The following is a 14,853-nucleotide window of genomic DNA, read 5'->3' as shown; positions in this document are numbered from 1 at the left end:
AGGCGCGAAGCGCCGGGCGCGGAAGCCCCTAGAGCGAATATCGCAGATATTCGCGAATAGCCGGCAGAAGATCGCAAGGCGATCTTCGAGAGGCCCAAAGCGAATGCCCGTAGCATTCGCGGACAGCCGACAAAGCTATGCAAAACACTCTGCAAATGGCTCCAAGCGAAGCCCCCTTACCCCGACCAACCGAATGCCACCGGCATTCGGTCCCGAAGATCGTCACGATCTTCGCCCCTGCGGCTGCGCATGCAGCCGCCCAGCGCGACGGGGCGAAGCCCCGGCGCAATCCCTTTTTCCTCGACAGGTGGGGCCGCCGGGATCAGACTTCCGCCAGCCGCGCCCCAGGAGCCCTCCTCATGCTCAGAACCCTCGCCATCTTCCTTGCCGGCGCCGTCGTGGGCGCGCCGGCAGGGGCCTTTCTCTGGTACGCCTTCTCGCCCCTCCTCTTCGACGAAGTCGTCGAAGAGCGCCTGACCGTGGCAGAGGTCCTCGCCTCGGGCGCCTTCCGCGACGCCGACGCGGCGCATCGGGGCTCCGGCACGGCACGGCTGGTGGCGCTGCCCTCGGGCGGGGTCGAAGTCCAGCTCTCCGAATTCCAGGTCACCAATGGCCCCGACCTCGAAGTCTGGCTCTCGGCCCATCCCGACCCGGCCGCATCGTCGGATGTCACCGGGGCGGAATGGCTCGCGCTCGGCCAGCTGAAGGGCAATATCGGCGATCAGGCCTATTCGGTTCCGCCGGGCACCGACACGGCCCGGTTCCGGTCGGTCGTGATCTGGTGCGAGCAGTTCGGCGTCCTGTTCTCGCCCGCGCCGCTTTCGCCTTCGTCTTGAGGCCCGGCCCGCCGCCCGGTATCACGCGCCCATGAGACTGTGCCGCAGCATTTCCGACTTCCGCGCCGAGATCGCGTCCTTCCGCGAGGCCGGGCAATCCGTGGGTCTGGTGACGACCATGGGCGCGCTCCACGCGGGCCACATGGCGCTGGTCACGCGGGCGCGGGCGGAATGCGACCGTGTCGTGACGACGATCTTCGTCAACCCGACGCAGTTCGGACAGGCGGCGGATCTGGACAACTACCCCCGGACCGAGGAGGCCGATCTCGCCCTCTTCGCAAGCGGCGGCGTCGACGCGGTGCTGATCCCCACCGTCGAGCAGATGTATCCGCCTGGCGACGAGACCATCGTCGAGACCACGGGCCTCGCCAATGTCCTTCACGGTCAGGTCCGGCCCGGCCATTTCCGGGGCGTGGCCACCGTTGTGACCAAGCTCTTCAATATCGCGGGCGCCGACCGGGCCTATTTCGGGGAAAAGGATTATCAGCAGCTTGCCGTCATCCGGCGCATGGCGCGCGACCTCCACGTGCCGACCGCCGTCGTGGGCGTGCCCACGGTGCGCGAGGATGACGGGCTGGCCATGTCCTCCCGCAACGTCCGGCTGTCGCCGGAGCACCGCAAAGAGGCGCGCATCCTCTACCGCGTCCTGACCGAAGCCGAAGAGGCGCTGACCAGCGGTCGGATCACGGTGGCCGGAGACCTCGCCGCCATGGCCGGGGACATGGTCCACGGCGAGACCTCGGGCCGCCTTCGTGCCTTCGACATGGTGGACCCGGCCACCTTCATCCCGATCACCGGCCGGATCATCGGCCCTGTCGCCATCATGATGTCGGTCGAGTTCGGCTCGGGCGACGACACCGTCCTTTTGATCGATCAGAAAGAGATCACACCATGAGCACCGAACCCGCCAAGCCCGTCCGCCGCAAGACCGTGCCGCAGATCGCCGCGCGGAAAGGGGGCGAGCCCATCGTCTCGCTGACGTCCTACCACGCGCATACGGCGGCCATCGTGGACCGCTATGCCGATTTCATCCTCGTGGGCGACAGCCTCGGCATGGTGATGCATGGGATGGAGACCACCGTGGGCGTGCCGCTGGACCTGATGATCATGCACGGGCGCGCGGTGGTGCGGGGCACGAAGCAGGCGCTGATCGTCGTCGACATGCCCTTCGGCACCTATGAGGAAAGCCCCAACATGGCCTTCCGCAACGCCGCCAAGATCATGAAGGAAACCGGCTGCGGCGCGGTCAAGCTCGAAGGCGGCGCGCGGATGGCCGAGACCATTAACTTCCTCGTGGAACGCGGCATCCCCGTCATGGCGCATACCGGGCTCACGCCCCAGTCGAGCCACGTCATGGGCGGCTTCAAGACGCAAGGCAGGCAGGAAGACACATGGCCCGCTCACGAGGAAGACGCCCGCGCCGTTGCCGAGGCGGGCGCCTTTGCCGTCGTGCTGGAAGGCATGGTCGAGCCGCTTGCCGCGAAGATCACCAAGCAGATCGACATCCCCACCATCGGGATCGGGGCAAGTGCCGAATGCGACGGGCAGATCCTCGTCCTCGAAGACATGCTGGGGCTGAACCGCACGCCGCCCAAGTTCGTGAAGGTCTATGGCAATCTGCTGGACGAGATCGAGAACGCGGTCAAAGCCTATGCCGACGACGTGCGCGACCGGAGCTTCCCGACCGAGGATCAGGTCTACCGCTAGGACACACGGCGGGCGAGGTCGACGGTGTCGATGCCCTCGCCCGGCACGGCCTCCAAAATATCGCCCGGCTGACAGTCGAGCGCCTCGCAGATGCGGGCCAGCGTCTCGAAGCGGATGCCCTTGACCTTGCCGGATTTCAGAAGGCTGATGTTCTGCTCGGTGATGCCCACCCGCTCGGCCAGTTCGCGGGACCGCATCTTGCGGCGGGCAAGCATCACGTCCAGCCGGACCACGATTTCCATCAGACGAAGCCCCGGTTCTCTTCCGCGACCCACGCCGCGTCTGCCATGGCCCAGCCGATCACGGTCAGAAGCCCGGCGGCGAGCAGGAGGCCCACATCGGACGACCCGATGCCAAGGGCCAGCATCCGCTCGCCCGGCGGGTTGGCCGAAGTCAGGATCAGGATTTGCAGCGGACGCAGCACCGGCCCGGCAAGCCCGGCCACCAAGAGGCCCAGACCGATCCGCCTGATCCGGAGCGCCGCCGGCATGGTCAGCGCCTGACCTTCGGAGAAGAGCCGGAACAGCGCCTGCATCTGCCAAAGGACGAAGCACATCGCGGCCACCCCGATCGCTGCCGGCGCCAGCGCCAGAAGGACCGCGTTGTCGGAGAGCGCATCGGTCACCGGCACGTCGGGAAGCGCCCGCATCAGAGCACTGCGGCTCAGCCCGCCTGCCGCAGCCGTCCAGATCAACGAGACGGGCAACAGGATCAGCGCCGCCCAGCTTGCGGCATAGAGGACGCGGGGCAATCTGTTCTCGAAGTTCACTTGACTTTTCCTCTTTCAAGTATTTTTTACTGTCTTGCATTAAATTTTTTATCCATCAAGAGGAATTCCCCCAGATGACCCGTTTTCTGTGGCTTCCCGCCGCTCTCGTTCTTGCTGCCTGCGGAAGCCTTGTGCCGTCGACGGTCGCGGGCCTCATGGGCGTCTCGCCGCTCGAGGCCGACCCGGCCGATTTCGCCGTCTCGGTCGATTTGCCCGAGGGGGTGACCGTGGCACCCGCAGGCGTGACGCTCAGCCTGAAAGCCAGCGCCGCCGACGGGGAAAGCGCGGGCATCGGCGTCCGGCTGGCCGAAGAGCGGCAGGGCGGGACAACGCTTTACTCCGTGGCACCCGAAGATCTGACTGCCTTTCGCGACGTGCAGGGCCTGATCCGCGCGTGGGAGGCCGCGGACTCCGACGGGACGACCGGGTCGCTCACTGTCGAGGTGACGGCCTGCACCCTTGGCGACGGGCCGGAGGATGGCGCGACATTCGACGTGGGCCTCAGAAGCACGCCAGACGGCCCCTTCCGTCCGCTCATCCGGCGTGCGCCGGTGGCCGACATCCTGAACGCCGCCGGGGTCGATGCCGCCCCCTGCCCCGATCTCTGAGCGGCTTTCGCTTGCTCCTGCCCGTGCGGCATTGCAACCTTGAGGCATGGAACAGGAACTCGCCGCGATCAGCGAACAGGTGCAGGCCTTCTGGCAAACCGCGATGCTTCAGGCGGAACTGCTGCTCCTGCCGTCGCGCCTATACCAGATCGGTATCCTGATCCTCTGTATCGCGCTGGCATGGGTCCTGACGCGGGCGATCAAGCCGCGGGTCCGCGAGTGGATGCACACACTTGAAGGCCGGCCCAAATGGCAGCTACGCGCGCTTCTGCTGGTGAACCGGCGGCTGGGGCTGATCATCTTCACCGCGCTCATCTGGATCTCGGCCGCCATCATGTCCGAGGTCACGCCCTTCGTCTCGCGGCGGTTTCTGCTGGAACTTGTGGGCACGATCTCGCTGGCGATCCTGCTGGTGGGCTTTGCCGCGCGGCTGGTGCGCAATCCGTTCCTGAGGCGGATCGTGACGTGGTTCCTGTGGATCTATGTCACGCTCTACTATCTCGGCATTGTCGAGGATGTGAGCCGCTTCCTTGACAGCCTCGCCATCGAGATCGGCGACTTCCGGCTGTCGGTCCTGACGGTCATCACGGCCGCCATCGTCATCGGCGCGCTGGTCACCGGGGCCCGGCTCATTCAGTCGACCGCCGCCTCGCGCATCCGCGCGAACGAGGACATCTCGCCCTCGATGCAGGTTCTGGCGGTCAAATTCCTGCAGATCATGCTGTTCGGCGCCGCGTTTTTCCTCGGCCTCAAGATCGTGGGCGTCGACCTGACCGGTCTGGCGGTCCTGTCGGGCGCCATCGGTATCGGTCTGGGCTTCGGCTTGCAGAAGGTCGTGTCGAACCTTGTCTCAGGGATCATCATCCTTCTCGACAAGTCGATCAAACCGGGCGACGTGATCTCCATCGGGGAGACCTTCGGCTGGATCAACGCGCTCGGCGCGCGATATGTGTCTATCACCACGCGGGACGGGCGCGAATACCTGATCCCGAACGAAGACCTGATCACCGGGCAGGTGGTCAACTGGTCCCATTCCAACGACTTCGTCCGGCTCGACGTCTATTTCGGCACTGCCTATGGCGACGATCCGCACAAGGTGCGCAAGCTGGCGGTCGAGGCCGCGGCAAGCTGCGACCGGGTGCTGGCGACGCGCCCGCCGGTCTGTCACATCGTGGGCTTCGGTGACAGTTCCGTGGACTATATCCTCCGCTTCTGGATCACCGATCCGTCCGGCGGGCTGACCAATATCCGGGGCAACGTGTTCCTGGCACTTTGGGACAGTTTCAAGGAAAACGGCATCTCGATCCCGTTCCCGCAGCGCGAGGTCAAACTGCTCGACACTGGCAAGCCCTTGCCTGAGACGGATTGACCCCCTGTCAGTTCCGTCAGGAACGCTATATTCGTCAATCATGCAGTTGGGGCGGACAGGGTTGATGGTATCCAGTGTTCTTTCGACAGGGCGGATCGCCGCCTTGCTTGCCGGTCTGGTTCTGGGGTCTCAGGCGCTGGCCGACACGCAAATCCGCTTCGAGATCCCGTCTTCGGTCCCGTCCGAGGTGACCGACGCGATCCTCGCCGCGTCGCTTCTGGCCGAGGCCGCGCGGACCGAAAAGACCGACGTGCAGGAGCTTCTGGCCGACGCCCGCGCGGATTACGAGCGCATCCTTGCCGCGCTCTATCAGGACGGACGCTTCGGCGGGGTTGTGAACATCCTTGTCGACGGGCGCGAGGCAGCGACGATCCCGCCCTTGGCGAACCCGCCTGAGATCGACCTTATCGTGGCGCGGGTGCTGCCCGGCCCGCTTTACCGCTTTTCGAATGTGGGGGCCGCGCCGCTCGCCCAGCAGACCGAGTTGCCCGAGGAGTTCGCGCGCGGCGAGCCCGCCGGCGTTGACGCCATCCGCGAGGCTGCCGACACCGCGATCGAGGCATGGCGGCAGGCCGGTCACGCCAAGGCCGAAGTGTCCGACCAGCGGATCGTGGCCCGTCACAACGCCCGCGAGGTGGACGCCGCGCTGCGTCTGGCCCCCGGTCCCCGGCTGAGCTTCGGCACAGTGGGCGTCAGTGGCAACAAAGACGTGCGGACCCGCCGCATCCGCACGATCGCCGGTCTGGAAGAGGGCCGCACCTTTGACCCCGACGAGCTGCGTCGCGCCGAGCGCCGCCTGCGCCGCACGGGGTCCTTCCGGTCGGTGCGCGTTGTCGAGGGGGACGAGGTCGCGCCGGGCGACCGGTTGCCGCTGACCATAGAGGTCGTGGAACAGACGCCCCGCCGCTTCGGCTTCGGCGCGGAATACAGCACCATCGAGGGCGCGACGCTCTCGGGGTTCTGGCTGCACCGGAATTTCCTGGGCGGGGCCGAGCGGTTCCGCGTGGATACCGAGATCTCGGGCATCGGCGGCGAGACCGGCGGGGTCGATTATGACCTTGGTGTCCGCTACGAGCGCCCGGCCACCCCACGCCCCGACGTGGACCTCTTCGCGACCTTCGGGGTCGAGCTTCTGGACGAGCCGGATTTCACGTCAGACACCGTCGAGTTCACGCTGGGTTTCACCCGCTACGCGACCGATGACCTGACCGTAGATTTCGGGCTGGGCTATCTCTATTCCGAGGTCGAGGACGATTTCGGGACCGAGACCTACAGCCTGATCACCGCCCCCCTTGGCGCGGTCTATGACCGGCGGCGGAACCCGCTGAACCCCAAGGACGGGTATTTCGTCGATCTGGAAATGACGCCCTTCTACGGCATTTCGGGCACCTCTGCGGGCCTCCGAACCGAACTGGACGCGCGCGGTTACGAGAGCTTCGGCGAAAACGAAAGCTTCACCTTCGCCACGCGGCTGCAGCTTGGGTCGCTGGCCGGGCCCGACCTGCTCGACAGCCCGCCCTTCTATCGCTTCTATTCCGGCGGCGGCGGCACCGTGCGCGGACAGGATTACCAGTCGCTTGCCGTCGATCTTGGCGGCGACGACCGCACCGGCGGGCGCAGTTTCTTCGGCGCAAGCGTCGAGCTGCGCGCGGACGTGACCGAGGCCATCGAGGTCGTGGGTTTCTACGATTACGGCTATATCGGCACCGAGGCCTTCCCCGATTTCTCAGGCGACAGCCACGCGGGCGCGGGGCTGGGTCTGCGCTACAACACGGGGATCGGGCCGATCCGTCTGGATGTCGCGGTGCCGGTCTCGGGCGATACCGAGGCGTCGGACTATTACGTCTATATCGGCATCGGGCAGGCGTTCTGATGCGCGCGCTCTGGCTTGCCCTTTCGCTTTCTCTCGCCGCCACGCCTCTGGCGGCTCAGGGTCTGTTCGACCGTATCTTCGGCAGCGATGATGAGTCCGCCGAGGCCGAAGAAAACCCCGGCGGGTTCCTTGAAAACCTGATCGAAGACAACCTCTCGGGCGAAGGCCGGGACGTGCGGATCACCGGTTTCGCGGGCGCTCTGGGCGGCACGGCCACGCTGGAGACGATGACGATTTCGGACCCTGACGGCATCTGGCTGACGCTGGAGGACGTGACGCTGGACTGGAGCCGCGCGGCGCTGCTGCGCGGGCGGCTTGAGGTGAACGAGCTTTCCGCCGCAAGCATCCTTCTGCCCCGCCTGCCCGCCCCGGCCGAGGCGACCGATGCGCCCGCGCCCGAGGCGTCGGGCTTTTCGCTGCCGGAACTGCCGGTCAGCGTGAATATAGGCCGCATCGCCGCCGAGCGGGTCGAGATCGGTCAGCCGGTCTTCGGGGCCGAAACGGTGGCCTCGGTCGAAGGCAGCCTCAGCCTTGCCGATGGCGATGGCGCGGCGGATCTGGACATCACCCGGCTGAACGCGCCCGGATCGCTGACGCTGGACGCGGGCTATAGCAACGAAAGCCGCGTTCTGGCGCTGGACCTCTCGCTGGAAGAAGGGCCGGATGGCATCGTCGCCAACCTGATCGACCTGCCGGGCCGGCCGTCGGTCGCGTTTGCGGTCACGGGCGAGGCCCCGATCGACGCCTATGCCGCCGACATCCGGCTGGCCACCGACGGGGAAGAGCGGCTGACCGGGCGGATCGAGACCGAAACACCCGAGGACACGCCCGGTGCGGCGCTGCGTGTACTGGCGGATATCCGGGGCGATATCGCGCCCATCTTCGCGCCCGAGTATCAGGCCTTTTTCGGTCAGAACGTCGTTCTGGGCACGCGGATCACCACGTTCGAGGACGGGCGCACCGCACTGGACGATCTCAGCGTCAGCGCCGCCTCGCTCGACCTGTCGGGGCAGGTGCTTCTGGCGGCAGGCGGGCTGCCGCAACGGATCGACATCGAAGGCACCGTGGCCGACCCGGCAGGCGGCCCGGTTCTGCTGCCGCTGACCGGCCCCGAGACGCGGGTGGACCGCATCGCGCTCGACGTCGATTTCGATGCCGACGAGGGCGACCGCTGGACCGGCGTCTTCTCGATCGACGGACTGGACCGCGCGGGGTTCTCGGCCGAGACGCTGACGCTGGACGGCACAGGCCAGATCCGCGGCGGAGACGCGGCAGCCGTCACCGCAAATCTGGATGTCGAGGCGACACGGCTGGACCTTGGCAATCCCGACGCCGAAGAGGCCCTTGGCGAGCGTGTCACGGGCGGTGCCGACATCACCTGGGCCACGGGTGAGCCGGTGCGCCTGACCGGTCTGGCCATTCAGGGCGAGACCTATTCGCTGACGGGCTCGGCCACCGTATCGACCTCGGAGAACGGGGTCGATGTGACGGGCGAGGCTGAGGTCAGGGCGGACGACCTGTCGGTCTTCTCGGGGCTTGCACAGCGCCCCCTCGGAGGCGCGGTGGCGGTCCAAAGCCGTTTCGACGCCGAGCCGCTGGCCGGGTTCTTCGATGTCACTGTGACCGGCACGACCACCGACCTGATCGTCAGCCAGCCCGAGGCGGACCGCATCCTTGCCGGCGAGGCGCGGCTGGACCTGACCGCCGCGCGGGACGAGGCGGGTATCCGCGCCACGCTCGACACTCTCGAGACGCCGAATGCCAGCCTGACCGGGCAGGCGAACCTTCAGAGCGGGGCGTCGACCGTCTCGGCCTCGGCCAGCCTTGCCGATGCGGCGCTGATCCTGCCGCAGGTGACCGGCCCCGTCCGGCTGACCGCCGCCGCCGAGCAGGACGGCGAGATCTGGGCATGGCGCGCGAATGGCGGGCTGGAAGGGACGCGGATCGACGCGGAAGGCACGGCTCGCGACCTCTTCGGCACACCGTTGGTGCAGGCTACGGGCATTTTCGCCGCGGACGACCTGTCCGATTTCTCGGAACTTGCGGGGCGTGGGCTTGGCGGCAGCATCGACACCCGGTTCGCGGGCGAGGTGCTGGCCGATCTGAGCCGGATCAACGGCAATCTGGACGGCACGGCCACCGATATCGTCACCGGTATCGCCGAGGCCGACCGCCTGCTTGCAGGTGCCGTCACCTTCGTGATCGACGGGGCGCGGGCGGGCGAGGTCTATTCCGTGCGGGACACAAGGATCGAGGGCGACAACCTGCTTCTGGAGGCCGATGGCACGATCACCGCCTCGGCCGGGGACGCCCGCGTCTCGGGCCGTGTAACAGATGCACGGCTCTTGCTTCAGGGCGCGCCCGAGGGGCCGCTCACCTTCGCGGCCGAGACGCGCCGGGACGGGCGCGACTGGAATTTCGACATCAGCGCCGATGGGCCGGAGACGCGGGTATCCGCGACGGGCGTTGCGCTTGATCCTACGGGACCGGCGCGGGCGCTGGCCGGGCGGCTTCAGGCCGAAGCGGGCGATCTGTCGATCTTCTCGGACCTCGCCAACCGCCCGCTGACGGGCCGGCTGGCGCTGACCGCCGAGGGCGAAGTCTCCGGCGATTTGCAGCGCTTCGATCTGGCGGCGAACGCCAACGGCGCGGGGCTGTCCATCGGACAGGCGCAGGCCGACCGGCTACTGGCCGGTGATCTGTCCCTTGTCCTCGACGCTGCGCGGACGGGCGAGACCTCGATCGACATCGGAACGCTCGAGCTGACCACCCGGCTTCTGGACGTCAGTGCAAACGGCGCGCTTGGCATGGACGGCAGCGCTATCGAGATCGACGGGCGGCTGGCGGACCTTGCGCCGCTGGTGCCGGGCTTTTCCGGGCCCGCCACCGTCGCGGGCACCATCGGGCAGGCCTCGGCCGGGGGCGATTACAGCGTCGATATCGTCGCGACCGGACCGGGCGGCACGCGGGCCACGGTTCAGGGTGGCGCGGCGCCCGATTTCGCCACGGTGGATATCGACATCGACGGAACCGCGCCCCTCGGCCTTGCCAACAGCTTCATCCAGCCCCGCTCGATCGCGGGCACGGCTGGTTTCGACCTGACGCTGCAGGGGCCACCCGCGCTTGAGAGCCTGTCGGGCGACGTCACGACCGAGGGCGCGCGGCTGGTACTGCCCGCGCTCGGCATCATCCTGAACGACATCAGGGGCAACACGCGGCTGTCCGGCGGGCGCGCGGGGCTGTCGCTGGTCGCAGTGGGTGACGCGGGCGGGCGCTTGTCCGTCGAGGGGCCGATTACGCTGTCCGGCAATTTCGGCACGGACCTGACGATCAGGCTGGCCGATCTGGTGCTGACCGACCCGCAGCTCTACGAGACGACCGTGAACGGTGCGGTGACCATCGCGGGACCGCTGACCGGCGGCGCGCGCATCGCGGGCGATCTGGCCCTGGGCGAGACGACGATCCGCATCCCGTCCTCGTCCATCGGGGGCACGGGCGCGATCCCAGAAGTCGTCCATATCAACGAGCCGCCGCCAGTGCGCGGCACCCGCGCGCGCGCGGGCCTGATCCAGACCGCCAGCGCCGAGCGGGGCGGCGGGCCGGTCTATCCTCTGGATATCCGCATCAACGCGCCGAACCAGATCTTCGTGCGGGGCCGTGGCCTGGACAGCGAATTCGGCGGGAGCCTGCGCATTACCGGGACCAGCGCCGACGTGGTGCCCATAGGTGCGTTCAATCTGATCCGGGGGCGTCTGGACATCCTCGGACAGCGGCTTGCCATCGAAGAGGCGACGATCACCATGCAGGGGTCGTTCGTGCCCGTGATCCGCATCGTCTCGACCACGCAGAAGGACGAGTTCCGGATCAGCGTGGTCGTCTCGGGCCCCGCCTCGAACCCCGAGATCGAGTTCGTGTCCGAACCCGAACTTCCCGAGGAAGAGGTGCTGGCGCGGCTTCTGTTCGGACGCGGGCTGGACACGCTGTCGCCCTTCCAGGCGGCGCGGCTGGCGCTGGCGGTCAGGACGCTCGCCGGTCAGGGCGGCGAGGGTCTGGTGGGACGGGTCCGCGACGGCGCGGGGCTGGCCGATTTCGACGTGACCACGGATGCCGACGGCAATACCGAGGTGCGCGCCGGCGCATATCTGAGCGACACGATCTACACGGATGTCACCGTCGATGCCGAAGGCGAGACGCAGTTGAACCTGAACCTCGACCTGACACCGTCTGTCACGGTAAGAGGCGGTGCGTCGAATACTGGCGATACGTCCATTGGCATCTTCTTCGAAAGAGATTACTGAGCGCGCTTCTTGGAATTGAACCGCCGAAGTGTTACATTTTGAACAGGGCCTGAAAGAGGGCCCGTAGCAACGGCGTGCAGCAAAGGAGGACGATGTCCTGTCTTACGTCCACGACGCGGTCCGTGAACCGACCGCAGGGAAAGCCGGTCCGAGCATGACCGCCGAATCCCAAACCCTGACGAGCGAAGAACTGCTCGAACACATCATCACATCGCTGGAAGACGACAAGGCCGAGGATATCGTGAAGATCAGTCTTCGCGGCAAATCGGAAATGGCGGATTTCATGGTGATCGCCTCCGGCCGCTCTTCGCGGCAGGTGGCCGCGATTGCCGAGCATCTGGTCGATACGCTGAAGCAGGATCATGGCCGGCTCTCGAAGATCGAGGGGAAGGAAACGGGCGACTGGGTGCTGATCGATACGGGCGACGTGATCGTCCATGTCTTCCGGCCCGAGGTGCGCGAGTTCTACCAGCTCGAAAAGATGTGGCTGACCCCGGCCGAGGCCGCCGCCGCGCGAAGCTGACGCGCGCGTGAAAGTCAGAATTGCCGCCGTGGGCCGGCTGAGGGCCGGCCCGGAAGAGGCGCTTGTTTCCGATTATCTGGACCGTTTCGACAAGACCGGGCGCGGGCTCGGGCTTGGCCCTGTCACCGTGCACGAGGTCGAGGCGAAGAAGGGCGGCATGGCCGCCGAGGCGGCGCTGCTGGACAAGGCCATCGGTCAAGCCAGCCCCGTCTGCATTCTGGACGAGCGGGGCAAGGTAATGAGTTCGCCCGATTTCGCGGACCTTCTGGGGCGCTGGCGCGATCAGGGCCGGGCGGAAGCGGCTTTCGTCATCGGCGGTGCGGATGGGATCGACCCCGACTTGCGTGCGCGGGCGGATATGGCCATCAGCTTCGGCAAGATGGTCTGGCCGCATATGCTCGTCCGCGTCATGCTGGCCGAACAGCTTTACAGGGCCGCCACGATCCTGTCGGGCGGCCCCTATCACCGGGCATGATTACATGTTCCGGGTGAACACCAGCCCCATGGAATCCTTCAGAACAATCGGCCCCGAGATGTAATCCGGCCCGATATTCGGTGTCCGGAGGGTGCAGGTCCATCCCGCGCCTTCTAGGCCCGGTATCTTCAGGCGAAGCGGGTCGAAATCCGAGGTCTCGCCCCCCTCCATATGGGTGATCGTGTAGACCTGCTGCCCGTCCGGCCCATGGCGAAGCGAGGTAAAGACCGTGCGACCCGCGATGGGCTGCATGTAGTCGAAGTGATCCCGCTCGCCATAGTTGTTGCGAAGCCAGCCGTTCTGACGGCGGAAATTCCTGAGGCGCAGCATGAAATCGGTTTGCGCCGGATCGAGCGCACTGACGGCATGGGCGACGTTGCAGTAATCGTGCATGTCATCCATCCACGCCCGCGCGATCTCTTTCAGCACCCTGACCGAGAACGTGCCTGGACCGGCAAGCGGCGGCTCGACCTGATTGAGAAGGCGCGCGATCTCGTCAAGGTCGTATTCGGTGACTTCGACCAGCGCGGGCAGGAACTCGAAAAAGCGGGCAAGGTCATCGCGGGTGGTAAAGCCCATCGCCTTGAGCCGGGTGAAGTTGCCGGGCCGCTCGTAGCTGTATTCGTCGACCTGCCATTTCAGGCTGATCGCCTCTTCCGAGACGACCTTGACGCCGTATTTGTCATCCTGATTGCGGATGAAGCCCCAGGAGGCGCGGGCGGTGGCGTTGAGGAAATCCATCGGCACGCCGGGGAAGGCCACGTAGGTCAGCATCGACACGGCCGGGTTGTCATAGGCCTTGTCGAGAATCTCCATCCGGCTTTCGCCGAGCCGCGTGTTGATATTCAGCTTGGGGTTCACCTGCGTGCCCCGGCGAAGCGTGTCGTGGTTCGCAGTGCCGGAAATCCAGTTCGCGCCCACGTCCAGCATTTCCCGGATGCGCCAGAATTTAGACAGCCAGAAGGAATAGATGAACGGCGTGTTATGGGCGAAGGTGAGCGGCCCCCACTGGAACACGTCATCGTCGCGCTGGCCCTCGATGACGGCGCGGTAGGTGGACGACAGCTCCCAGTCCTCCTGAGGCCATGGGCGGCCGTCTTCGAACACGAACCACGGGCGATAGTCGGTGCCGGCGACGTTCTGCACGATGTCCGACATCAGTTGCAGGAAGTCGTCGTCGTGGCGCATCTCCTGCGTCGAGGAATCCCACCATTTGAAGTCCTGCGCGCCGTCCACCCGGACGCCGTCCGCGCCGAAATCGACCTTGCGGCGCTGCATTTCCAGAAGGATCGCGCGCACGTTCGGGTTTTTGTAATCGAGGTTCTGGCCGTACATGTTCGGCCCGGCAAAGAAATGCGGGTTCAGCGCCTTCAGACCCTGGTTGTCCGAGTGGCCATAGACCACGTCGAGCACGAGTTTCTTGGGCTTGGTCGGGAAGGTGTGGAGCGTGACCGCAAGGTCGACCAGCTCGTCCGGGCGCCCGCTTTCAAGAAGGACCGGGTTCACGGTGCCCATGCCGGAAATGACGATGTCATAGCCCCAGTTCGTGGTGTCGGGACGGGTCAGGTCGACAGTCAGGCGCTCGTCATCGCCGGAGAGCTCTTCCCAGAAGCCGGGTCCGGCCTCGTAGACCGTGGTCGGCTCGACCGGCAGCAACTGCACCGCGTCATAGCCGAGATAGAGCTGATCGTCGGGTTCAAGCGGCAGCCCCTCGCGCACGCGCTCGGCCAGACGCTGAAACCGCCGGTTGAGCGCGGCAATCGTGCCGCCGCCGGTCGCGGTGGGGACGTGGATCTGCAGGATGTTGGTGGGCGGGCCGAACTTGTGCGGCGCGTCACCTGCGAGCGCTTTGAAGTAATCGGCATCCGCGCGGCCCTGGTGCATCGAGGCCACGTCATAGATCTCGGCCGGAGCAAAGACGCCGAAAGGCACCGACATCGCGAGCGGGTCGAAGATGCGACGCCACTCGCCCTTATGATCGCGCCATGTGAGCGCGTAGAAATCGCCGACCTCTTCCCGGCGGCCTATTTTCGCACCCGAAACGGCGGCGAAGGTGAAGTTGTCCTGACGTGCGACCGGCACATAGACCCGCGAGAATTCCACAGTGCGGTGGCTGATGGTCAGATCGATCGGCTCGTCAGAGGACAGGATTTCAAGGAAGACGTCCCCGTCCGGTACCCGGTGGTCCAGCAGTTCGGGCGTCCAGAAGCCGAAGGTCACCACGTCGCCGTCGATACCGACCCCCAGTTTGCGCGCGATGGTCTGGCGTGCGTCGAAGGCGGTCGCGCCATGGATAATGGTCTCGCGCGACCAGTCTGCGAGCTTCTGGGCCTCTTCAAGACGGGGTTCGATCCGGTCCTCGAGCGTCATGTCGTCTCCTTCTCGTTGCGACCTG

12 protein-coding genes are annotated in these 14,853 nt (G+C 66.4%); 9 read left to right on the top strand and 3 right to left on the bottom strand.

Going from position 1 to position 14,853, the window contains the following annotated elements; all coding sequences use genetic code 11:
* The first annotated feature begins 359 nt into the window (after positions 1-359).
* Genes GQ651_RS16340 through panB form a run of 3 tightly spaced genes read left to right on the top strand, consistent with a single transcriptional unit; the run spans position 360 to position 2,543 of the window.
* Entirely contained in the window at positions 360-836 is a 477-nt protein-coding gene (locus GQ651_RS16340; RefSeq protein ID WP_160765348.1) for a DM13 domain-containing protein, read from the top strand.
* 31 nt (positions 837-867) lie between these two features.
* On the top strand, positions 868-1,731 hold the full coding sequence (gene panC, locus GQ651_RS16335) for a pantoate--beta-alanine ligase (RefSeq protein ID WP_160765347.1): 864 nt from the start codon (positions 868-870) through the stop codon (positions 1,729-1,731).
* Positions 1,728-2,543 carry a 3-methyl-2-oxobutanoate hydroxymethyltransferase gene (gene panB, locus GQ651_RS16330; RefSeq protein WP_160765346.1) on the top strand — a complete coding sequence of 272 codons (816 nt, stop codon included), beginning with the start codon at positions 1,728-1,730 and terminating at the stop codon, positions 2,541-2,543. Before panC ends, panB begins: the two co-directional genes overlap by 4 nt.
* Here the strand turns inward: panB and GQ651_RS16325 are convergent.
* A complete protein-coding gene (locus GQ651_RS16325; protein WP_160765345.1) occupies positions 2,540-2,785 on the bottom strand; it encodes a helix-turn-helix domain-containing protein in 246 nt (81 codons plus the stop codon). The genes panB and GQ651_RS16325 overlap by 4 nt on opposite strands.
* Positions 2,785-3,312 (bottom strand): hypothetical protein, encoded by a 528-nt coding sequence (locus tag GQ651_RS16320; RefSeq protein ID WP_160765344.1) that lies wholly within the window; start codon positions 3,310-3,312, stop codon positions 2,785-2,787. The genes GQ651_RS16325 and GQ651_RS16320 overlap by 1 nt, the downstream gene beginning before the upstream one ends.
* Before the next feature lie 74 nt (positions 3,313-3,386).
* On the opposite strand from GQ651_RS16320, the gene GQ651_RS16315 reads away from it, so the two are divergent.
* From GQ651_RS16315 to rlmH, 6 genes are all read left to right on the top strand, one after another.
* Positions 3,387-3,920 (top strand): hypothetical protein, encoded by a 534-nt coding sequence (locus tag GQ651_RS16315; protein WP_160765343.1) that lies wholly within the window; start codon positions 3,387-3,389, stop codon positions 3,918-3,920.
* 46 nt (positions 3,921-3,966) lie between these two features.
* Positions 3,967-5,289: a mechanosensitive ion channel family protein gene (locus GQ651_RS16310; RefSeq protein ID WP_160765342.1), complete on the top strand. Its 1,323-nt coding sequence runs from the start codon at positions 3,967-3,969 to the stop codon at positions 5,287-5,289.
* A 64-nt stretch (positions 5,290-5,353) separates the two neighbouring features.
* Entirely contained in the window at positions 5,354-7,162 is a 1,809-nt protein-coding gene (locus tag GQ651_RS16305) for an autotransporter assembly complex protein TamA (protein ID WP_227258311.1), read from the top strand.
* A complete protein-coding gene (locus tag GQ651_RS16300) occupies positions 7,162-11,460 on the top strand; it encodes a translocation/assembly module TamB domain-containing protein (RefSeq protein ID WP_160765341.1) in 4,299 nt (1,432 codons plus the stop codon). The genes GQ651_RS16305 and GQ651_RS16300 overlap by 1 nt, the downstream gene beginning before the upstream one ends.
* A 154-nt stretch (positions 11,461-11,614) precedes the next feature.
* Positions 11,615-11,983, top strand: coding sequence for a ribosome silencing factor (gene rsfS, locus GQ651_RS16295; RefSeq protein WP_160765340.1), 369 nt, complete (start codon positions 11,615-11,617; stop codon positions 11,981-11,983).
* A gap of 7 nt (positions 11,984-11,990) precedes the next feature.
* Entirely contained in the window at positions 11,991-12,458 is a 468-nt protein-coding gene (gene rlmH, locus GQ651_RS16290) for a 23S rRNA (pseudouridine(1915)-N(3))-methyltransferase RlmH (RefSeq protein ID WP_160765339.1), read from the top strand.
* Here the strand turns inward: rlmH and gghA are convergent, their stop codons facing one another.
* Complete coding sequence (gene gghA / locus GQ651_RS16285) at positions 12,459-14,828, bottom strand: glucosylglycerol hydrolase (RefSeq protein WP_160765338.1); 2,370 nt, start codon at positions 14,826-14,828, stop codon at positions 12,459-12,461.
* Positions 14,829-14,853 lie beyond the last annotated feature (25 nt).

Origin of the sequence: Kangsaoukella pontilimi, assembly GCF_009830125.1 — a bacterium.
GTDB classification, from domain to species: domain Bacteria; phylum Pseudomonadota; class Alphaproteobacteria; order Rhodobacterales; family Rhodobacteraceae; genus Kangsaoukella; species Kangsaoukella pontilimi.
This window is presented reverse-complemented; position numbering and strand designations above follow the sequence as displayed.